This window comes from Chryseobacterium sp. (genome assembly GCF_045629545.1).
In the GTDB taxonomy this organism is placed as follows: Bacteria; Bacteroidota; Bacteroidia; order Flavobacteriales; family Weeksellaceae; genus Chryseobacterium.
The window spans coordinates 66234-87959 of the sequence record NZ_JAZQRK010000010.1; the positions used below are offsets into that span (position 1 = coordinate 66234).

Annotated in this window: 22 protein-coding genes; 13 read left to right on the top strand and 9 right to left on the bottom strand. The window is 32.8% G+C overall.

Annotated elements, in window-relative coordinates:
• Positions 1 to 28: 28 nt before the first annotated feature.
• From ACKI42_RS02195 to tilS, 6 genes are all read right to left on the bottom strand, one after another.
• Positions 29 to 820, bottom strand: coding sequence for a patatin-like phospholipase family protein (locus ACKI42_RS02195; RefSeq protein ID WP_407401993.1), 792 nt, complete (start codon positions 818 to 820; stop codon positions 29 to 31).
• Positions 821 to 865: 45 nt separating this feature from the next.
• Positions 866 to 1681, bottom strand: a complete 816-nt coding sequence (locus tag ACKI42_RS02200) for a hypothetical protein (protein WP_407401995.1) — start codon at positions 1679 to 1681, stop codon at positions 866 to 868.
• 21 nt (positions 1682 to 1702) lie between these two features.
• Positions 1703 to 2470: an alpha/beta fold hydrolase gene (locus tag ACKI42_RS02205; protein WP_407401997.1), complete on the bottom strand. Its 768-nt coding sequence runs from the start codon at positions 2468 to 2470 to the stop codon at positions 1703 to 1705.
• A gap of 3 nt (positions 2471 to 2473) precedes the next feature.
• On the bottom strand, positions 2474 to 2986 hold the full coding sequence (locus tag ACKI42_RS02210) for a hypothetical protein (RefSeq protein WP_407401999.1): 513 nt from the start codon (positions 2984 to 2986) through the stop codon (positions 2474 to 2476).
• 171 nt (positions 2987 to 3157) lie between these two features.
• Complete coding sequence (locus tag ACKI42_RS02215; RefSeq protein ID WP_407402001.1) at positions 3158 to 5224, bottom strand: cytochrome c biogenesis protein CcdA; 2067 nt, start codon at positions 5222 to 5224, stop codon at positions 3158 to 3160.
• 11 nt (positions 5225 to 5235) lie between these two features.
• Positions 5236 to 6543, bottom strand: a complete 1308-nt coding sequence (gene tilS / locus ACKI42_RS02220; protein ID WP_407402003.1) for a tRNA lysidine(34) synthetase TilS — start codon at positions 6541 to 6543, stop codon at positions 5236 to 5238.
• An 88-nt stretch (positions 6544 to 6631) separates the two neighbouring features.
• Here tilS and ACKI42_RS02225 point away from each other — a divergent pair, with 88 nt between their 5' ends.
• The 5 genes from ACKI42_RS02225 to ACKI42_RS02245 all read left to right on the top strand — a co-directional run bounded on the left by ACKI42_RS02225 (position 6632) and on the right by ACKI42_RS02245 (position 10971).
• Positions 6632 to 7465 (top strand): OmpA family protein, encoded by an 834-nt coding sequence (locus tag ACKI42_RS02225; RefSeq protein ID WP_407402005.1) that lies wholly within the window; start codon positions 6632 to 6634, stop codon positions 7463 to 7465.
• A 382-nt stretch (positions 7466 to 7847) separates the two neighbouring features.
• Positions 7848 to 8495 carry an O-methyltransferase gene (locus tag ACKI42_RS02230; RefSeq protein ID WP_407402007.1) on the top strand — a complete coding sequence of 216 codons (648 nt, stop codon included), beginning with the start codon at positions 7848 to 7850 and terminating at the stop codon, positions 8493 to 8495.
• Positions 8496 to 8557: 62 nt separating this feature from the next.
• Positions 8558 to 9277 carry an NlpC/P60 family protein gene (locus tag ACKI42_RS02235; RefSeq protein WP_407402009.1) on the top strand — a complete coding sequence of 240 codons (720 nt, stop codon included), beginning with the start codon at positions 8558 to 8560 and terminating at the stop codon, positions 9275 to 9277.
• Between the two features lies 1 nt (position 9278).
• Positions 9279 to 9734 (top strand): DUF1648 domain-containing protein, encoded by a 456-nt coding sequence (locus tag ACKI42_RS02240; RefSeq protein WP_407402011.1) that lies wholly within the window; start codon positions 9279 to 9281, stop codon positions 9732 to 9734.
• 7 nt (positions 9735 to 9741) lie between these two features.
• The gene (locus ACKI42_RS02245; RefSeq protein WP_407402013.1) at positions 9742 to 10971 is read left to right on the top strand and encodes a 3-deoxy-D-manno-octulosonic acid transferase; all 1230 of its coding nucleotides are present in this window, start codon (positions 9742 to 9744) and stop codon (positions 10969 to 10971) included.
• On the opposite strand, the gene ACKI42_RS02250 is transcribed toward ACKI42_RS02245, so the two are convergent.
• Both ACKI42_RS02250 and ACKI42_RS02255 read right to left on the bottom strand, forming a co-directional pair.
• Positions 10963 to 11589: a deoxyuridine 5'-triphosphate nucleotidohydrolase gene (locus tag ACKI42_RS02250; RefSeq protein ID WP_407402015.1), complete on the bottom strand. Its 627-nt coding sequence runs from the start codon at positions 11587 to 11589 to the stop codon at positions 10963 to 10965. The genes ACKI42_RS02245 and ACKI42_RS02250 overlap by 9 nt on opposite strands.
• Positions 11589 to 12341, bottom strand: a complete 753-nt coding sequence (locus ACKI42_RS02255) for a glycosyltransferase family 2 protein (protein ID WP_407402017.1) — start codon at positions 12339 to 12341, stop codon at positions 11589 to 11591. The genes ACKI42_RS02250 and ACKI42_RS02255 overlap by 1 nt, the downstream gene beginning before the upstream one ends.
• 144 nt (positions 12342 to 12485) lie before the next feature.
• Between ACKI42_RS02255 and ACKI42_RS02260 the strand changes: the two genes are divergently transcribed.
• Positions 12486 to 12956, top strand: coding sequence for a hypothetical protein (locus ACKI42_RS02260; RefSeq protein WP_407402019.1), 471 nt, complete (start codon positions 12486 to 12488; stop codon positions 12954 to 12956).
• 43 nt (positions 12957 to 12999) lie between these two features.
• Here ACKI42_RS02260 and ACKI42_RS02265 read toward each other — a convergent pair whose 3' ends face one another.
• Entirely contained in the window at positions 13000 to 14175 is a 1176-nt protein-coding gene (locus ACKI42_RS02265) for a DUF3298 domain-containing protein (protein ID WP_407402021.1), read from the bottom strand.
• Between the two features lie 251 nt (positions 14176 to 14426).
• On the opposite strand from ACKI42_RS02265, the gene leuS reads away from it, so the two are divergent.
• From leuS to ACKI42_RS02300, 7 genes are all read left to right on the top strand, one after another.
• Positions 14427 to 17288 carry a leucine--tRNA ligase gene (gene leuS / locus ACKI42_RS02270; RefSeq protein WP_407402023.1) on the top strand — a complete coding sequence of 954 codons (2862 nt, stop codon included), beginning with the start codon at positions 14427 to 14429 and terminating at the stop codon, positions 17286 to 17288.
• 240 nt (positions 17289 to 17528) lie between these two features.
• Positions 17529 to 18392 carry a MotA/TolQ/ExbB proton channel family protein gene (locus ACKI42_RS02275; RefSeq protein WP_407402025.1) on the top strand — a complete coding sequence of 288 codons (864 nt, stop codon included), beginning with the start codon at positions 17529 to 17531 and terminating at the stop codon, positions 18390 to 18392.
• A 72-nt stretch (positions 18393 to 18464) separates the two neighbouring features.
• A complete protein-coding gene (locus ACKI42_RS02280; protein WP_407402027.1) occupies positions 18465 to 19073 on the top strand; it encodes an ExbD/TolR family protein in 609 nt (202 codons plus the stop codon).
• A 12-nt stretch (positions 19074 to 19085) separates the two neighbouring features.
• Positions 19086 to 19655 (top strand): ExbD/TolR family protein, encoded by a 570-nt coding sequence (locus ACKI42_RS02285; protein WP_407402029.1) that lies wholly within the window; start codon positions 19086 to 19088, stop codon positions 19653 to 19655.
• Positions 19656 to 19683: 28 nt separating this feature from the next.
• A complete protein-coding gene (locus ACKI42_RS02290; protein ID WP_407402031.1) occupies positions 19684 to 20529 on the top strand; it encodes an energy transducer TonB in 846 nt (281 codons plus the stop codon).
• Positions 20530 to 20602: 73 nt separating this feature from the next.
• Positions 20603 to 20806: a C4-dicarboxylate ABC transporter gene (locus tag ACKI42_RS02295; RefSeq protein ID WP_407402033.1), complete on the top strand. Its 204-nt coding sequence runs from the start codon at positions 20603 to 20605 to the stop codon at positions 20804 to 20806.
• Positions 20790 to 21662: a PstS family phosphate ABC transporter substrate-binding protein gene (locus tag ACKI42_RS02300; protein WP_407402035.1), complete on the top strand. Its 873-nt coding sequence runs from the start codon at positions 20790 to 20792 to the stop codon at positions 21660 to 21662. Before ACKI42_RS02295 ends, ACKI42_RS02300 begins: the two co-directional genes overlap by 17 nt.
• The last annotated feature ends 64 nt before the right edge of the window (positions 21663 to 21726 follow it).

Consider the following 21726-nt stretch of genomic DNA (forward strand, 5'->3'; position numbering starts at 1 on the left):
TTGTCCTTAACTCTTGAGCAGGACAAAGTTATATTTTTTTTTGACCAGCTTCTTCCAAGGCATTACAAGAGTAAGCATACACTTCATTGAACATTTCGTCAAAATATTTTTTATTGAATAAGCTAAACTTAGTCATTTTTGGAGGATCTAAGAAAATATCGCAAGATTTCATCTTAGAATAAACGGATTTGGCAGTTGCAAGGTGTAATATTCTGTCAAACTCTTTCATAACGTTCATGTTATTGAGTTCATCATAGCTTATAGAATTGACGTGTGAGCCAATAAGGAAATCGCAACGGTCTATAATAGGTTCTATTGGAAGATTGTCTAGAACGCCACCATCTACATATATTTTACCATTCCATTTTACGGGAGGCAACACGAAGGGAACGCTAGAAGAGGCAAGCAATGGTGTAAATAATTCGCCCTCAGAAAAAAATTCAACTATACCATGAGTTAGTTCTGTAGCGGCTATATAAATTGGTGTTTTTAGACTATTAAAATTGTTTTCGGGAAAATGACTAGTCAACAATTGAGTAATTAATTTGGGACTGAATATTCCGTTTTTAGAAATTTTAAAATAACTTCGAGAGAAGAAAGTAGTTTCTCTTACAATCTGCATCATTTCATCTGGTGTTTTGCCTAGAGCATAAAAAGCTGCAACAATAGAACCCGCGCTTGTGCCTGATATGATATCGGGTTTCAGATTGTATTCTTCCAAAGCTTTTAGAACTGCAATGTGTGCAATCCCACGCATTCCGCCGCCAGAAAGGGTAAGCCCGATGATGGGTTTCTTTTTTTTGAAATTGAATAAATTCATTAAGTAATTTAGTAGCGATTAAATTACAAAAAAATGATGAACTTACTAAGGTTCATCACATTCTTCCTCTAGTTTTATGAATAATTTTTCGAATTCCTTTTCCATATTTTCATCTTGTGACACTCTCGTAATAGAGCCATTAGCGCAATTTCCCCATCCAAAAGTAGTAAGATATATAGTCGCATATTCTTTCCAATGAGAAGAATTTATGCGGTTTTCTAGATCATTCAATACTCTGCTTGGATCGGTGTTTTTTTTGCTCATTGCCTCGCCCAATTTTCTCCATTCTGCTTTTATTTCATCATCAGTTCCGTTCAGCGCTTTTGCAAAATTTGTACACTTGCTTCCTATTTTACTCGATAATAAGACTGATGGATTGATATAGCTTTCTACTTGAGTTCTACTTTTTTCGTAATCCTGCTGAAGCGTTATAGCTGTAATTTTTTTATAATCTTGCCAATAAGGGATGTTTACAACCTTTAAATTTTCTAATGTTCTTTTAGACTTCGCAAAATCTTCGTCTAATTTTGCTAAAATTTTTGCATTATCACGACGTATTTCTTCCAAATCTCCAAGATCATTTACAAACGGAGAGTCTACTGATATTCCACTTCGTCCAGACCAAATTTTGTAAGTTCCGTCTAGTTCTTCTTTGCTATAAAGTGCTGGGTTGTATTCGCCTTTTTTGTTGCATAACTCTGTGGTTAAGTGATAGATTTCTGGCTTGGTGAGCACAGCTACTGTATCTACTTTCTTTTCTATAGCTATAGAGTCATTAGGTTTTGCTGTATTTTCTGTGGTTTCTTTTTTACAACTTACTAAAGATAGAAGTAGAATTGCAAAATATATTTTTTTCATCATTGTTTTTTAAAATTTTGAAGCCTAAACTATGTTCTGCAATAATTCTGTATTGATGATTTCTGCACAAATGCTTGGTTTTTCCCAATGTCCATTGTGTCCACAATCCAAAACATAAGATTTAATATTCGGTCTATCGGGAAGATTTTGAAGCACCAAATCGGTTTTTACAGCATTGTCGTGTTTACCAGCGATTACCAAAATTTTTGCGTCCAAATTATTTAGAATAGAAGTTTTGTCAGTTCTTTCCACCATACCTTTCACCGAAGCCAAAGCACCAAGATTGTTAGTAGATAAAGCAATTTCTAATGCTGTATCTATTTTATCTTTTAGAAATTCTTTTTCATTTGGATTAAATAAATTGGGAACGCCAGCTCTTGCATAATGTCCGAAAGCATCTTTTATAATGCGATAACTTTTGATGCGTTGCTGTTTTTTTTCTTCATCATCTATCAGAAAAGAAGAAAAGAATAGCGTCATACTTTTTAGGTATTCTGGGTAAGCTTCTGCAAAAGCAAGCGAGACGTATCCGCCCATAGAATGCCCAAGAAGATGAATTTTTGTAAAATGATTTTCGTCAATTACTTTTTTTACTTCACCAGCCATCAATTCCATAGTTTGTACCTCAGCAATCGTTACAGATTTGCCATGTCCAGGAAGATCAATTTTTAGTAATTTGAAATCTTTAGAAAGAAACTTCTCCATATCATTCCAAATGGTATTGTTTTCCATGAAACCATGGAGTAGAACAAGAATTTCTTTTCCTTCACCTTTTATTTCGAAATTTAGCATAATTTAAAATTTAATATCGATATGATCTATAAACCCAGAATCATTCACCATATCTTGCAATCTCCAAGTTTTGCCGCCATCTTTAGATAAAAAAGTTTTGGTTCCTTTTCTTACATATGGTTTGCCGTTATCATATTCGCCAATTTTTTGGGTAATATTTCCTGTGAAGTTTAGATGCTTGTCAGAAACAAAAATTCCCGTTCCATCTATACTTATTTCGTTATTTCCAGATTGTGCTTTACCAGAAATTTCATATTCATCTCTCCCGATTTTTTTAAACGAAACTGTTCCAGATTTTTTAAAAAGCTCATGTGAGAACTGATGCTGTCCTTCAAAATCCTTGAATCTATTTTTGTTGTTCAGTATTTTTATACTGTCATTTATTTTGTTACGCGCTGCGTTGATGGAGTCTGTGGTTAGTTCTTCTTTGGACTTTGTGTTGGTATTTTCTGTTGTTTTTTTGTTACAAGAAAAAATAACCAATCCAGTGATGAAAATTCCTATTATGTTCTTCATGAGAATTTGTTTTTTATATTCAAATTTAAACAAAAAAAAGAGCATATTAAAATAGCTCTTTCTATGGATTTTTCTTCATCCAAGAGTTGAATGATTTATTTAAATTTAAACCAAAAAAAACTCCCACTTACAAGTAAGCAGGAGTTGAGGTCTATTATGATTTCTTTGTGGTTATTTATTATTTTTAAAATAATTAACTCCACATTCTAAGAACTGTTTGAAGTCTTCTTTGGGCATATATCCAGAAACTGGTGTATTGATAACCTTTCCATCTGGCATGATTAACACGTAATGCGGCTGAGAATTATTATTAAAATTAACTTGCTGAAACAAGCTCCATCTATCACCAATAGTATTTACTTTTTTCATTTGTCCTTCGCCCATATCAATTTTTGTTTTTTCGGCTTCAGGCAATTCTTCTTTGTCGTCTACATATAAAGAAGCAAGTACAACATCGTTTTGTAAAATTGGCAAAATGTCGGGTTCGCTCCAAACAAATTCTTCCATTTTTCTACAATTTTCGCAGCCATATCCTGTAAAATCGATCAAGATGGGTTTGTTTTCTTTTTTGGCCAAATCAATAGCTTTAAAGAAATCATGCTCTGGATGCATTCCCAAGATTCCATCTTTTTCATCATGGAAATAACTTACGTTTACGGGTGGCAAAATTCCACTTAGTAGTTGTAATTTTGGTCTATCCGAAGGAAATAATCCTTGAATTAAATACACTATAAAACCAATTCCTAATATTCCAAATATCTTTCTTGTAAGGGAGATTTTCGGCTTTTTGTCATCATGTGGAAACTTAATAATTCCGAATAAATATAACGTTAACCCAATTGCAATAATGATCCAAATTGCGATGAAAAGTTCTCTTTTTAGCATAAATGTTTTGGTTACCAAATCTGCTTTCGATAAGAATTTTAATGCTAAAGCCAATTCTATAAATCCTAGAATTACCTTCACAGTATTCATCCAACCACCAGATTTTGGTAAACTTTGCAACGCTTGTGGGAATAGAGCTAAAAGTCCGAAAACGATTGCCCAAGCCACACCAAAACCTGCTAATGCAAAAGTAAGTAACATCGGTACATTGGTAGAACCAGTAACTGCGCTACCTAGTAAACTTCCTAGTATTGGTCCTGTACAAGAAAAAGATACAATAACCAATGTAAGTGCCATGAAGAAAATACCAATAATGCCTCCAGCTTCTTCAGCTTTAGAAGATTTGTTGGCAATTGCGCTTGGCAAAGTAATGTCGTAATATCCAAAGAAACTACCTGCGAAGAAAATAAAGATGATAAAGAATACAATATTCAGCCAAGGACTTGTAGAGATATCATTGAAAATGTTTCCTGCAATACCATCTATAATATGGAATGGCAAACTAATAAGTACAAAAATAAGTAGGATGAAAAATCCGTAGACAATGGCATCTCTTTTCCCTTTTGCTTTATCTTTCGCCCCTTTTGTAAAGAAAGAAACTGTAAGCGGAATCATTGGGAAAACGCACGGCGTCAGCAAAGCAATCAGTCCACCAAGGAAACCTAGTAGCAAATACGTCCAGTAGTTTTCTGATGCTTCTACCACAGCAGTGCCACAATTTGTAAGTGGCTTCTTGAAATCTATAGTTTCTATCTTCAGATTTTTAGGATCGAGTTTTGAAGCTTCAGTGACAATGATTTCGTTTTTTGGAGCACTTTCAACAATAGTTTCTGTACTTTTTACAGAGTCTTGTGTGGCAATAGGAAGTATTTCTTCAGGCTTTTCTGCGCTTGCTTTTGGAGTTATTTTATTGGTGAATTCTAGCGTGTTGGGAGCCAAACAAACTCTATCATCACACGTTTGGTACATAATTTCAGCAACAACATCACTAGGTTTTGTAGCATCTTTTAATTTAAATTTTTGCTTAAATCCTACTGCGTTAGAATAATAAACAATTGTTCCTCCAAAAGCTTCAGAAAATTCTTTATGTTTTTTTCCTACTTCCTCAAATTTGCCTATTGTTTCTATATTTTTTCCAGAAACTTTGTATTCTGTAGGGATGCCTGTGTCTTCTGGGATATCTCTAGAGTAGAGGTGCCAACCTGTGTCCAAAGTAGCATTCAGTACTGCTTCATATTGGTTGTTTCCCAAATCATTCACCGAGAATTTGAATTTTACAGGATTTTTTATTTGTGCATTAATTCCCGTCAATAGAAATAAGAGAATTACTATAAGCCAGTTTTTAAATTTCATTTTACTTATCATTAAAAAATTTTGAGAATTCTACTTGTCTTCTCATTTCGTGCATATCTTTTGTCTTGTCGTAGAGGGAAAATTCCTAAAACATCATTGTTTCCATCTACCAAGATCCAAGTTTTTTGCTTTGCTAAAATAGACATTTTTTCATCTTTATAATACTTTGAGACCTTCTTCTTACCACCAAAACCAATAGGATAGAAAAAATCGCCTTCCATTTTTCTTCTTACTTTTATCGGAAAAGCAACAGTATCCGCATCAAAAAACCATTCTATATTTTGGTCTACATCATTGGAAACCGTGATATAGTCTGACACACGAATTTCGATGAGGTTTTTATTTGGATTATTTTCTTGGCACAAAACAATTTCCTCTTCCAAGTTTTCATCTATAATGCTCTTCGTGAAAATCAATTCGTTTCTATTTACCAAAATTTGATATTCTTTACCAAAAAAAGTACTTCCTGTTTGGGCTGTAAATATTTTTTTTATTTCTTCCGCTTTGTCAAAACCATATTTTTTTAGAATTTCAAATTGTACAAAATCAGATTCTTGTTCCAATTTTTCTTTGTTTAATATTAAATATTGGTCATTAGAAATAGTCAATTGCTTTTCTATTTCTCCCATTTTTTGGTCTACAAAGGTTTTTGTTTGATTTAAATAAAATAAAGATTGATTAAAATTTTCTAAAAAGTGATCATTCGTTTCCATTAGCATCGGAACGATCTGGTTTCTTATTTTATTTCTTAGATAATCATTTTTTTTGTTTGATAAATCTTCTCGAAATTCAATCTGATTTTCTTTTGCAAAATCGTAAATATCTTTTTTACTAAATTCTAAAAGCGGACGTAAGATTGAATTTTTATGACTCGGAATTCCCGTGAGTCCACTGATGCCAGAAGCTTTAGAAAGATTTATGATAAAAGTCTCTAGCTGATCATTAAGATGATGCGCAGTGACAAGAAAATCTAAATTTTCTTTTTCCTGAACTTCATTGAAAAACTGATATCTAATTTCTCTAGCCCACAATTGTATAGAATTTTCGGGTTTGTTATCCTTCTCCGACACATGGTATACGTGGATAGGGATTTGATGCTTTTGGCAAAAATCCTCTACAACTTTTTGATCCAAATTAGAATCTTCATTTCTCAGGTGGTAATTGATATGGGCCACCTGAAAATCCAATCCACATTCCAGAAATAATGTTGCCAAAACCATAGAGTCTGCTCCGCCACTTACAGCAAGAAGGTAAGTTTGGTTTTCTACAGATTTTATGAGTTTTTGGATTTGATTCTTAAAGTTTGATTTTTCTAGCATAATGCCTAAAATTTCTTTTGTACAAAGATAATCCTTATAATTAAAATGAATTTTATTAACTTTGAAACCGTCTTAAAAAATAGTATTTATGAAGATTTTAAAAATTTTAGCAGTTTCTACCATCGTATTGAGTATCACCTCTTGCGTAAGTCAGAAACAATATGATGCACTTAGTGGCAACTACAAACAATGTATTGAGAATATTGGTGAAAGACAAAGAGAAATACAAGACTTAAAGTCTCAAAACTCATCATTAACAGGTGAAAACAACTTATTGAAGAGCCAACACGATGCATTGAAGTCCTCTTTGGACGCTTGTTTATCTAATACTGGAAAAAGTTCCGCAAACATTGATAAGTTGGTGAGTGAGATTAATGCCTCAAACTCTTATATCAAGCAACTAGTATCTGCAAATGCAAAAAATGACAGTTTAAATCTAGCTTTATCTAATAAACTTAAAAGATCTTTGGATAACGTAGCAGACCAAGATGTACAAGTGAAAGTGTTGAAAGGTGTTGTGATGATTTCACTTTCAGATAATCTTTTATACAAAACAGGCGATTATAATATTTTACCAGCAGCTCAAGATGTACTAGGGAAAGTAGCAAAAGTGATCAACGACTATGATAAATATTCGGTACTTATAGAAGGAAATACAGACAATGCACCTCTAAATTCGTCTAGCTTGCCAAGAGACAATTGGGATCTTTCAGCATTGAGGGGTACAGCTATCGCAAAAGTATTGCAAAGTCAGTTTGGAGTAGATCCAGCAAGAATTACTGCAGGTGGAAGATCAGAATACAACCCAAAAGCTACTAACATGAGTGTTTCTGGAAGAGCAGAAAATAGAAGAACAGAAATTATCATCATGCCAAAACTAGATGAGTTCATGAAGTTGATGGACATCAATTCTAAAAAATAATATATTATCAATACTTATAAAAAAAATCCTAGTCGTCACGATTAGGATTTTTTTTGTGGTCTAAACAACGTTTTCTTTTTTAAGCTTTAAGAAGATAGCTCTTAAAAAAGGACTGCGTTCTCTTTTGGAGGGAATTTTCTTTTTTGAAGGCAACTTTGAGGGAACCAAATGTTGTCCTTCCTGAGTATTTAATAAATTCTTTTTCATCACTTCGATGGGTATCTTCTTTCTTTTACAAAGGTATACCTAATTACAATACAAAAACATCCGTATTTATACGGTAATTTTATTTTTTTTACAATTAAACCTAATAATTATAATATTTGGGTTTATGGAAATTTATTTATATTTAAGTAAATTTGAAAATTAAAATAGCATCAAAATGAGTTTTTTTGAAGAAGTACACCCGGAGATGGATCGTTATTTGGAAAATCATGCTTCAGCGGAACCCGATATTCTAAAAGCATTGAGAAGAGAAACTTTTCAGAAAACAACACAGCCTCACATGATTTCCGGCTACCAACAAGGAAGATTATTAACTATTATTTCTAAAATTATTCAGCCGAAAAATATTTTAGAAATAGGTACTTTCACGGGTTATGCCGCACTTTGTATGGCTGAAGGGTTGTCTAAAGAGGGAAAACTTACAACTTTGGATATCAATGAAGAATTGTCTTATTTGCCTAAAAAATATTTTGAAAAGAGCGAATATGCTTCTCAAATTATTTTTAAATTGCAAGATGCCAAAGATTTCTTAAAAAAAACAGAAGAGTTTTTTGATCTCGTTTTCATTGATGCGGATAAAGAGAACTATGCAGAATATTTCAAATTAATAAAACCCAGAACCCAATCTGGCTCTATTGTTATGTTCGATAATGTTTTGTGGTATGGTAAAGTATTGGAAGAATCTCCAAAACTAAAATCGACACAAGCAATAAAGGAACTCAATGATTTGCTAGCAAAGGATGATGATTTCGAAAATCTTATTTTACCTTTGCGAGATGGTATCAATTTACTTAGAAGAAAGTAATTGAATCATTTATTTGGATTATAAAAAGATAATCTAAGTGAAATAATTTCTAAAATAATAAAATGAATAAAGGGGTTTGTATTGTTACAGTGGCGCCAGTGCGCGCAGAAAACTCTGACAAGGCAGAAATTGTAACGGAGATATTGTTTGGAGAAAGCGCTGATATTTTGGAAGTGATAAAAAACTGGACCAAGATAAAAATGCATTATGATGGATATGAAGGTTGGATGGATACCAAACAGATAAAGCAAGTTACAGATGAGTATCTTGCCAATAGAAAAGTAACCGTGATCACCGAAGATTTTTCTTCTGTGATGACCAATGATGGCAAAACTTTACTTTCTATGGGATCTGAGGTGGAATATCCTGCCGTGGCTTCTAGACGTAGCCATGATCTGAGAGAAAGTATTGTCTTAGCAGCCAAAGAATTCCTGAATGTGCCTTATTTGTGGGGTGGAAAGAGCTTTTTCGCTGTAGATTGTTCGGGTTTTACGCAATTGGTTTACAAAATTCATGATATCAAAATACCTCGCGACACCTATCAGCAAGCTGAAGAAGGCGAAGCATTGAGTTTTGTGGAAGAAAGTCGTCCTGGAGATTTGGCGTTTTTCGAGAATTCTGATGGTAAAATTATCCACGTAGGTATTATGCTAGATAATCAGAAAATTATTCATGCTTCTGGTAAAGTGAGGATAGATACGCTAGATTCTACAGGTATTTTCAATAAAGAACTTAATAAACACACTCATAAACTGAGGGTCATAAAATCAATTTTAAAATAATATGGATACAGTTTTTATAATTTTAAGAATAATAAACATTTCGCTTCTTATTGGAGTTTGGTTTTTTTCGTTTAAAAATTATAAAAATTTACCAGATAAAATCCCAACCCATTTTAATATTGTTGGCGAGCCAGACCGATTTTCTAGCAAGAAGTTTTTTTATTTTTTACCAATAATTGCAACATTGCTTTTGGGTTTGTTTTTCTATTTGAGCAATTTTCCTGAAAGTGCCAATTATACAGTAGAAATTACTCCAGAAAACGAGCAGTCTCAATACAAAATGGGAATTGTGTTTTCCCAAATTATCTTGTTTTTTTGCTTGTTGCTATTTTTTATTATTCAAGATTTTACGGTAAAATATGTAGCTGATAAAAAACCTTCGTTGGCAAATATTGTATTGCCAATTGTTGGTTTATTTCTTACAATAATGGTTTACACCGTCCTTTCTAATACCTAAGTAATTCATGTTTTTTCTATACCAAATTTTTGTTCAATTGCTCATTTTTGGGATGAAGGTTTTTTCGTTATTTAATGATAAAACTAAAAAAGGCATTGAAGGAAGAAAGCAATCTTCTGCCATTGTTCATTCTGCATTTTCTGCATCAGATCAGATCATTTGGATGCATGCTGCAAGTTTGGGAGAATACGAACAAGGATTGCCAGTCTTGGAAAAATTGAAAGCAAAATATCCAACCTATAAAATATTAGTTACCTTTTTTTCTCCTTCAGGATATGATAATGTGCTGAAAAAGAAAACAATTGCTGATGCTATTTGTTATTTGCCATTCGATACTAAAAGTGAGATTTCTTCTTTTTTGGAAGGGTTAAATATTCAACTATTTTTTACGGTGAAGTATGATTATTGGTATTTGCTTCTGCAAGAGCTTAAAAAAAGAAAAGCAAAAACCTTTGTCATATCGGCTTTATTTTACGAAAAGCAATCGTTTTTTAGAACGTATGGAAAATGGTTTGTGAAACAACTAAAAGCGAATATAGATTGGTTTTTTCATCAGACACCACATTCTTTTGCTTTGGCGAAAAGTATTGGTTTAGAAAAATCTTCAATAACAGGCGACACTAGATTTGATCGTGTGAAAGATTTAAAAGCAAGAGATAATAAGGTTCCTTTTATGGAAGTATTTATTGCGGATAAAAAATCAATTGTTTTGGGAAGTTCTTGGCAATCCGAAGAGAAAATTGCAAAACTAATTGAAGAAAAGAATTCATCGGTAAAAATAATTATTGCTCCACACGACTTAAAAAGAGTTTCTGTACTAAAAGAATTATTTCCAAATGCAATTTTGTATAGTGAAATTGAAAAAAATCAAAATCTAGACGCGCAAATATTAATAATAGATTGCATTGGTTTATTATCAAAATTATACAGCTACGCAGATATAGCAATTGTTGGAGGTGGATTTCACACTTCTGGTTTGCACAATATTTTGGAAGCTGCGACATTTGGAAAACCTGTCTTGTTTGGAAATCAGTACAAAAAAAATCCCGAAGCAGACGATTTGATTTCAGCAAAGGGCGGACAATCTTTTGAAAACGAAACCTTGGCTGCGCAGTTTGCTATTTCTCTTTTACATAATGAAGAAAAATTACACACAATGTCTCGCAATGCTGAGAAATTTGTGTTTGAAAAGCCAAACGCATCAAATTTAATTGTGAAAAAGGTTGAATTATTTTAAAAATCCTTGGCTTTTGATGTCTTTTATTATTAAATCAAAATGATCTGGTATTTTTTCACACGTAAGCCAATTAAAATCAATTCCGTTATTGATGAAAAGTTTTTCTAGATATTTGTTTTCGTGTATTTTGGGTTCCACTTCTTCCAAAATCTGATCTATTTCCATCCAATAGTCTACATCAATTTTTTTGGTTAAAATAAGCGCTTTCACAATTTTATTGGTCAAGTACATATACAGTTTGTAAATGTTATCAAATCTCTGTAGGTTTAATTTTTCATTATTTCTTAAAACCTCATTAACTAAGTACAAATTCAGGCTGATATCACCATATTTATCGGAGGTTACTTTTACGTGTTCTGTAATCTCCGCGCTTATTTTCCTTATTAATAAAAGAAAGTATTTCCCATTATTAATGTATTTGGAAGCTGTGATTACCTTTTCACCGATGATTTCTTCCATCTGAGATCTTTTATCATCTACAGTTTCGGTATCTATCAATTCAAAATAGAGTTTTTTGGAGAGAAGTTTATCTTTCTTTAGCAATCTGAATATCAATCGATCTTTTTCTATAGAAGAAAAATTACTTAGTGCAGCTTTAAATTCTTTTGAATATTCCATTAGTTAAAAAGTTTTGAGTATTTTAAAAATCCGTTCAGTGCCCAATTGGCGGTATAATACAATGATTTTGCTGTAGAAAAATTCATAAATTCTTTATAAACCAAATATTGGTCTTTGATGATGTTCTTTTTGTTCCTTGAAACACTTGTTGCACGCATCCTATATTTTGCCATGGTTTTTGGATAAGGTTTGCCAACAGGAATTTTTTTAAGCAAATTGAGCCACATCACATGGTCTTCGCGTTTGCTACCTTCTGGAAAAAATTCTTTTCCCACTCTTTTAGAGTCATACATCGAAGATAGTAGAGATAGTCTGCAAGTTTTCAAGAGATTATTGAAAGTTACTTCTTTATCTGCTACAAAATCTTCAATACTAGGTTGCAAATTTTCATCACATCTTGCATAAGTTGAGTAGGCGATTTCTGCATTTTCTTTCTGCATAAAATTTACCATTTCTTCTAGGAAATTGGGTTCCCAAAAATCATCAGCATCCAAAAAAGTAATGTACCTACCACTCGCATTTTTTAGAGAAATATTACGTGCGTGTCCAGCGCCTCCATTTTTTTCAGCAATGGTTAGTTTGATTCTAGGATCTTGTATTTTTTTGATAATTTCTACTGAGTTATCGGAAGATTGATCATCCGTTATCAGCCATTCCCAATCTGCAAACGTTTGGCTCAGTACAGACTGTATGGTTTCTTGCAAGTAGTCTGAAGAATTATAACAAGGTGTGATGATGGAAACTGAGGGCATGTGTTTTTTTGCAAATATATAACTTTGAAAACTCTCTAAGAATCCATTTTTCAGGATAGATTTTAAAGTATGATTTCAAAATTCAAAAAAAATGATTGATTTTTTAAAAAAAATCATAATTTTAGGCTTTGAAAAATTTGATATATGAAGAAATTAGCATTATTATTTGCAGGTTTATCATTAATGGCGACTACGGCGTGTAAAGATGATGCTGTGGAAGTACAAGAATTTCCTTTAGTAGGAACATGGCAACCTTTAAAAGAGAACAGAACCGAGGTAGACATCAATGGTGCAGCCTTCACAGACGAGGTTGTATATTCAACTTGTCAACAAGAATCTCGATGGGTTTTTAATGAAAATTCTACAGGTAAAAGAACCAATAATGAAGAAGTAGGAAATCCTGTAACTTGTTCTGTGGTTTCAGCTAGAAATTTCAGCTATGTTTATAATAGTAGCGATAAAAACGTAGAAATAAAATACCAAGGGACTGTAGTGTCGGATAAAGGAAAAGTGACTTTGCTAGATGCGGAAACTTTAAACCTAAAAATAGATGATACAAGCAATCCGAATATTTACAAATCTACCACTTATACATTCAAGAGAATTCCTCAATAATAGAGAATAAAAAAATCCTATCTTTTGATAGGATTTTTTGTTTTTACCACTTGAAATTCGGGTTAAGATAAGGTTTCATTTTTTCATAAGGCATGAAAAATTGGTACGGACCCATCGCGTAAGGCGTCACTTCATAGACGTTATAATAAAAAATAATTCCTTTTTTCGTTACAATAAAATTATCAGTAAACGGTATGCTGTCTGCTATAAAAGGGACATCATTGAGATTCTCATCTTGAAGGTTTTTGTCTAAAGGTATTTTGTATTTTTCGTGTACGGCTTTGTTTATCATGGCATCTAGTTGGGGTGTTGACGCCTTGAATATATCATGAGTTCTAATTATTTTCTTATTCTCTACATCATAATTAATAAAACTACTTCCATGCATTCCGTGTGCACCGCCCGTATATTCATAGGTGAAATCTTCTAAAACAACTAGTTTTTTGGTATTGATAATGGGATATAATTTTCTGAAGGAAGAATAATTCATGAAAACCGATCCATCGTCATTATATCCAAGGCTATCGTTGTCTTTGCTTTCTGCTAGGTAGGATTCTTTATATTTATTAAAATCAGAATTCATCAATTTTGTAAAGTCTTTCTCCGGAGTTTTACCAAACAAATAGCTTCGTATACTATCATTCAGTTGAAAATTTTTGGCAGAAGTAAAAATGTTCATATCATAGCTTGCCCTATTTTTATTGTAGTTGATAATTTCAGATATTTGATTAAAATTAAACGTCATTTGTCCATCTGCATAAGTTTCTTTTAGCTCGAATGGTAGATTTTGATCTTTATATTTCCAAACCCCTTTATAAGAAAGTCCGTTAAATTTTCCCTCAAAAATTTCATCATTTTCTACATCGTTTGTATTGTAAGCGATGAGATTGAGTTGATGATTTTCAAAAAGTGTATCTCTTTTTTGAAAACTAATAGGTATACCTTCAGATTCATAATAATAAGTACCCGAAAAATTATCATTGCCTTGGTGTTCACCTCCAGTTTCAGCGAAAGGTTTTGTTTTAATAAGTTCTAAAACAACATTTTTATCACCAATTTTACCCTCTAGATGCCAATAGTTTTTAGATAAATCGGGTATTAGATTTTCTTCTCTATTTTCGATTGTTTTTTTTACGGGATTGATATTTTTCTTCTCTTGAGTGCATGAACTCAGTAGGATAAGTAGACTCAAAATCCATAGGTTTTTCATATTTTTCATTTTTATGCAATTTAGGAAAAATCAATATGCGTTACTTTAAAATTTAATTTGATAGGTCAACAAAGCTTTTGATGAACCTTAGTTTTTAAAACAATTCATAATTATCAATATAGTAAATTAAAAAAGTTGATTGTTATAGTGTGTTTATTATGGTTTAAATATCTGTTAATAAGCAATTTTGGAGATAATTTTAATTTTTGTAGATGTTGTGAGCAAAATTCTTAAATTTGTGACTGATATAAATTTAGAAAATGTTTTACGATCATCAGCAGATAGACAAAAAGTGGCAAAAGTACTGGGAGGATAACCAAACTTACAAAACTTCCAACGCAACCGATAAGCCCAAATTTTATGTACTCGATATGTTTCCTTATCCATCTGGAGCGGGCTTACACGTTGGGCATCCACTAGGTTATATTGCATCAGATATCTATGCTAGATACAAAAGACATCAAGGCTACAATGTGCTACATCCTGTAGGATATGATAGTTTTGGACTTCCTGCTGAGCAATATGCCATACAAACTGGACAACATCCGGCAATTACTACTGAAGACAATATTACGAGATATGAAGAACAACTGAGAAAAATTGGATTTTCATTCGATTGGAGTAGGGAAGTAAGAACTTCTGACGCCTCTTACTATAAATGGACACAGTGGATTTTTATAGAGTTATTTCATTCTTGGTATAATAAAGATACTGACAAAGCAGAATCTATAGACACGTTAGTTGCATTGTTTGAAGCTAACGGTACATTACATGTAAATGCCAATCAAACTGAAGAACTGAATTTTACTGCTGAAGAGTGGAAAAATGCTTCTGAAATTGACAAAGAAGATATTTTGCTAAATTATCGTTTGGCTTTCCGGGCAGAAACTACCGTGAACTGGTGTCCTGGTTTGGGAACAGTTTTGGCAAATGACGAAATAAAAGACGGAAAATCTGAAAGAGGAGGTTACCCTGTGTTCCAAAAGAAAATGATGCAATGGAGCATGAGAATTTCTGCTTATTCTGAAAGATTATTGCAAGGACTTTCTACTTTAGATTGGCCTCAACCTCTCAAAGATGCTCAAGAATATTGGATTGGGAAATCTCAAGGTGCACAAGTAAAGTTTCAAATTGATAATTTGAAAGCTTCTGAGGATAATGATGATGATGAAAACGCCCAGTCAACTAGTAGTAACTTTATTGAAGTATTTACTACACGTCCTGATACTATTTTCGGGGCTACTTTTATGGTTTTGGCTCCAGAGAATCCTTTGGTAGAAACTATTACTACAGAAGCTCAGAAAGCAGAAGTAGAAAATTATATAGAAGAAACATCGAAGAAAACGGAGAGAGATCGTATGGCTGATGTGAAAAACGTGAGTGGTGCGTTCACCGGAAGTTTTGCTATCAATCCGTTTAGTGGAGAGAAGATGCCAATTTATATTTCAGATTATGTATTGATGGGTTATGGTACGGGTGCTGTAATGGCTGTTCCTGCGCATGACGAAAGAGATCATAGATTTGCTAAGAAATTTAATCTAGAAATAAAAAAAGTAGTTGAAACCGAAGAAGATATTCAAGAGAAATCTTTTGATTCTAAAACAAGTACTTGTGTAAATTCTGATTTCTTGAATGGTCTAAAATATGACGAAGCAAAAGCTTTAATTATAGATGCCATAGAGAAAAAAAACATAGGACACGGTACTACCAACTACAGACAGCGTGATGCTATTTTCTCTAGACAAAGATATTGGGGAGAACCCGTTCCTGTTTATTTTAAAGAAGGAATGCCTTATACATTACCTATTTATGCACTTCCATTAGAATTGCCAGAAGTAGAAAAGTACTTACCAACGGAAGACGGAGATCCACCATTAGGAAATGCAAAAACATTTGCTTGGGACGAAGTCAACCAAAAAGTGGTAGATACCAACTTGATAGATGATAAAACGGTATTTCCTCTAGAATTGTCTACAATGCCAGGTTGGGCAGGAAGTTCTTGGTATTTCCTAAGATATATGGACTCTAATAACGATGAGGTTTTTGCTAATAAAGATCTCTCTGACTATTGGGGACAAGTAGATTTATATATTGGAGGAAGTGAGCACGCAACGGGTCACTTATTATATTCTCGTTTTTGGAATATGTTCCTTAAAGATAGAGGATACATCAAACATGAAGAGCCTTTCCAAAAATTAATCAACCAAGGGATGATTTTGGGAATGAGCGCTTATGCGTACAGAATTGAAGGTACAAATCAATTTGTATCTAAAAATTTATCAAACCAATATACTACTCAACAAATTCCGGTAGATGTTTCATTGTTAAAAGGAACAACAGATGAATTGGATACTGAAGCTTTCAAAGCTTGGAGACCTGAATTTAAAGATGCTGAATTTACTTTAGAAGATGGAAAATACATCACAGAGCGTGAAGTAGAAAAAATGTCTAAGTCTAAATACAATGTTGTAAACCCTGATGACATCTGTGAAGAATATGGTGCGGATGGCCTTAGATTATACGAAATGTTCTTGGGTCCACTAGAGCAATCTAAGCCTTGGAATACGCAAGGACTAAGTGGAGTATATGGTTTCTTGAAAAAATTCTGGAATCTGTATTTTAATGGCGAGGTTTTTGAAGTTTCAGAAGAAGAGCCAACAAAAGCAGAGTACAAAATTTTGCATACCTTAATAAAGAAAGTAGTTTATGATATAGAAAACTTCTCTTTCAATACATCGGTGTCATCATTTATGATTGCTGTGAACGAGCTTCAAAAAATAAAATGCAACAAGCGCAATATTTTAGAACCTTTAGCCGTTATTATTTCCCCTTATGCGCCTCACATCTGTGAAGAATTATGGAGCTTACTAGGAAATACAACTTCTATTGAATTTGAGAAATTCCCAATTTTGAAAGAAGAGTACTTAGTAGAGGACGAGATAGAATATCCAGTTAGCTTTAATGGAAAGATGAGATTTAAAATAGCACTTTCAGCAACATTATCTCCAAAAGAGGTTGAAGAAATTATTTTAAATGATGAAAAAACAAAACAAATTTTAGACGGAAAATCTCCGAAAAAAATTATTGTAGTGCCACAGAGAATTGTGAACATTGTATTATAATAAAATTTAACATTGGTAAATTCAAAATTTTAAGTCACTAATTTTTGTGATATTTTAATGTAAGTTAGAAAACTGATAAATATCAATAAAATATTCCAATATAATTACGATATCGTAATTAGGGTATTTTGATGATAATAAAAAAAGGCAAAATCTTTATTAAATTTATTAGTATTTTAATTAATTTTGCCATTATTTTACAAACTTAAAAAATTTTAAAACAATATAATTTAGTTAAATATGGAAATGAATGTTTCAAAAAATGATGAGCAAGTAATTGCTAGAAAAGCGGGAGGTCTTAATCCAGCTGTAATTATTCCTATTCTAATAGCTCTAGGATTTTGTATTTGGTTGTTCGTATTGGGTAACCCAGGTAACTTTAAAGCTGATCCTGCATTAACAGGTCCTTCAGTTAAATTTACCGATGTAGAAGCTAAGAATTTACATCCATTAGGTTTTATGGGAATGATTTATATGGGAGGTATTATTGTACCATTCTTGATTTCATTCATGATTATTGTTATCGTTTTCTCTATCGAAAGATATTTCGTACTTGGTAAAGCTACTGGTACTGGAAATGTTGATAACTTCGTAGTGAAAATTAGAAGCTTATTAAATCAAAATAAAATTGATGAGGCTTTAGAAGAGTGCGACAGACAGCAAGGATCTGTTGGTAACGTAGTAAAAGAAGGTCTTACGACTTACAAAGCTTTGGCTCACGATACTACTCTTAATAAAGAACAAAAAATGGTTGCTCTTAACAAAGCTATCGAAGAGGCTACTACTTTAGAGATGCCAATGTTAGAGAAAAATATGATGATTCTTTCTACGTTAGGTACAGTTGCAACGTTGGTAGCACTATTAGGTACTGTAATTGGTATGATTGGAGCATTCTTCGCATTAGGTGCAAGTGGTGGTACACCAGATGCTGCAGCATTATCAATTGGTATTTCTGAAGCATTGATCAACACTGCATTGGGTATTGGTACTTCAGCTGTAGCGATTATTCTTTATAACTTCTTTACATCTAAAATTGATGGACTTACTTACAAAATCGATGAGATTGCAATGAGTATCCAACAATCTTTTGCAGAATTTCATTAATTTGAGTGACGTAAAAATATTTACGATCAATTCAAATATATAAGAAGTTTTAATTAATTTAGATAATAAATAATGGCGAGAATAAAACCAAAAAGACATGGAGTAGTTACGGATATGACGGCAATGTGTGACGTTACGTTCCTACTACTTACATTCTTTATTATGACTACGCAGTTTAAGAAGCCTGACGTAGAGCAGATCAAACCGCCATCTTCAATCTCAGAGAAATTACTTCCTGATGCCAGTCTTATGACGGTAAATGCTACACCAGATGGGAAATTTTATTTCCAACCTGTAGAAAATGCATCAGAGAGATTAGAGCTTTTAGAAAATATGGGTAAAAAGTATAATATTACTTTCGACAATAATCAAAAAGCTGCTTTCCAAAAATTACAATCAGTTGGAGTTCCTATGACTCAATTGAAAAGTTATTTGGATATGCCAGAAGATGAGCAGAAGAATTATAAAAGTCCTACAGGGATTCCTATGGACAGTACAAATAAGCAATTGGTAGATTGGATACAACAAAGTTTAAGCGTAAACCCTGAATACAAATTAGCGATTAAGGGTGATGTGACAACTGAGTATCCTAAAATTAAAGGTTTATTTGAGGGTTTAAGAGATATAAAATTTCTTAACTTTTGGTTGATTACGTCACAAGAAGGTAAACCTAACGAATAATTATTAGAAGAAATGGCACAAGTACAGGTACAAGATAAAAGCGCTAAAGGCGGTAAAGTACGATCCAAAAAGAATAACCCAGCTGTCGATATGACACCTATGGTTGATTTGAATTTCTTACTATTGATGTTCTTTATGTTATCATCAACTTTTAGTAAACCCAACGTGATGGATTTAGGGCTGCCGGCTAAACCGGATCCAAATGCTCCAAAGCCACCACCAACTGAAATTAAACTTTCAAATTCAATTTCTTTGTTATTAGGTAAAGATAATAGAGTATTTTGGCACCAACAAGATAATACATCTTTGACGGACCAGAATCTTAATGAAACTACCTTTGATAGAGAAGGAATTAGAAAGATTATTGAGCAAGCAAAAGCAGGAGCAGCTGATAAAACTAAATTTACAGTAATTATCAAACCTACTGACGATGCAGTATATAAAAACTTTGTAGACATTCTTGATGAGATGGCAATCACCAAAAGCGAACAATACGGGGTAACCGATTTGAAGGCTTGGGAAAAAGCAATCTACGATAGAAAAGTTGCGGGTACAACAGCACCAGCATCACCTACTAAGTAATTTAACCATTAATTAATTTGCATTAAAAATGGCAGACGAAAATGTTTATAATCAAAATCTAACTTTAGATGAGATTGTATTTGAAAAAAGAAACAGAGAATACGGTGCTTATGATCTTAGAACTCAGTATCCAAGATTATTAACCAGATCTTTTCTTGTAGGTACAGGATTATTCTTGGTAGTTGCATTGTCTCCTTTGATATATCTTACAATCAAAAGCATGAACGAACCTGATAAGGTAGAGGTCAAAGCTGATTTGGTTGAAATTTTAGAAGAAGATAAAATTATAGAAGAACCAAAAGAAGAATTACCTCCGCCACCTCCGCCACCAAAAGTTGAGGAGGAAAAAATTGAGATTATTCAAAATGTTGTTCCGGAACCGGTAAGAGCTCCTAAAATAGAGACTCCACCACCTCCAATTTCTAAGCAATTAGAAACTACAACAGGATTGGTAAATCAAGAAGGGGTAAAAGCTCCAGCTTATACTCCACCACCACCACCACCATCTACTGGGACTAGAACGTCTACAGCTGAAGTGAAGCCTCAGGTAAGCGATACACAAGTATACAGCGAGGTAGAGCAAACAGCAGAGTTCCCAGGAGGTATCAATGCTTTTAGAAATAAAGTATCTGGTAACTTTGATGGTTCAGCAATGAACGGTGATGAAGGAACTGTCAAAACTGAAATTACTTTCGTAGTAGAAAGAGATGGATCTATAACAGACGTGAAGGCTAATGGTAAAAATGCAGATTTCAACGCTGAAGCTGTAAGAACTATTAAGTCTGTTAAAAATAAGTGGACACCGGCAAAGATTAATGGTCAATCTGTTCGATACAGATTTAGATTACCATTAACCATGAACTTTGAAGGTTAATTTATATTTTAAATATCAATAAAAAAGAGAAGCTTATGGCTTCTCTTTTTATTTTTTTTAATACTTTTGTTTTATGATTTTCAAATATTTATCCTTCTTTACAGGATTTTGTTATATAGTAATGGGTGTTATGATGTTGATGTACAGAACTTCATTCAAGAGTTTCGATCCTACTTTACTTTTAGGGTTTGGAATTATTATCATTTTATACGGGATTTTCAGAATTTGGAACGGTGTGTTAAAGCTTAAAAATAAAGAAGATGAAGAGTCTAACTAGATTTGCATTACTAAGTATAATGCTTGTGATCTCGAGTTGTTCTAAAAATGATAAACCATCAAGTACTTATCAAAATGGAGAACTTACTGTTCTTACAGATGAATCTTTCAAAAGTGTTACTGAAGCTTTAGCAGATGGGTATATGATAAGTTATCCAGAATCAAAAATCAAGGTGCAAACCATGAAAGAGGATTTGGCTTTACTTGAAATTCTAAATAACAGAGCAAAAATAGCTGTGATGTCTAGAGAACTTACACCTGAAGAAATAAAGGTTTATGAGAAAAATGTGGAGTTAAAATATACTCCAGCGAGATTCGCTGCTGATGCAGTAGTTTTTATAGTTCCTAAAAACTCTTCCAAAACGAGTATATCAATGGAGGAAATTGCAAAAGGAATGGTATCTGATAGCAAAACTTTTATATTCGATGGAGTAAATTCTAGTAACCTTAATTTTGTAGCTCAGAAATTGAAAAAGCAACCTAAAGATTTGAAATTTTCAATTATTCCGGGAAACGTTAATGTTATTGAAGAACTTAATAAATATCCATCTAAAATTGGTGTTATAGGTCTTAATACGATCAGCAGACCTTATGATAAAGAAGCTGAGAAATTAAGAAATTTAATAAAAGTATTACCAGTAGAAGTTGGCGGAAAATTGTACACTACAGATTTTGAAGGATTAAGAGAAATGAAATATCCATTCACTAGAGTTCTTCACTTTATAACAAATGATAGTGGCTTTAATATGGCAGGTGGTTTCGTTAGATACTCTTGTACAGATATTGGACAAAAAATTGTACAGAAAGAAGGTTTGCAACAATATAATATTTATGGTAGAAAAGTGCAAATGCGTTAAAAAGTATTAAAATAATCCAAGACACAAACCCAATCTTAGTTTTGGTCTGAAAATTGTGTTAAAC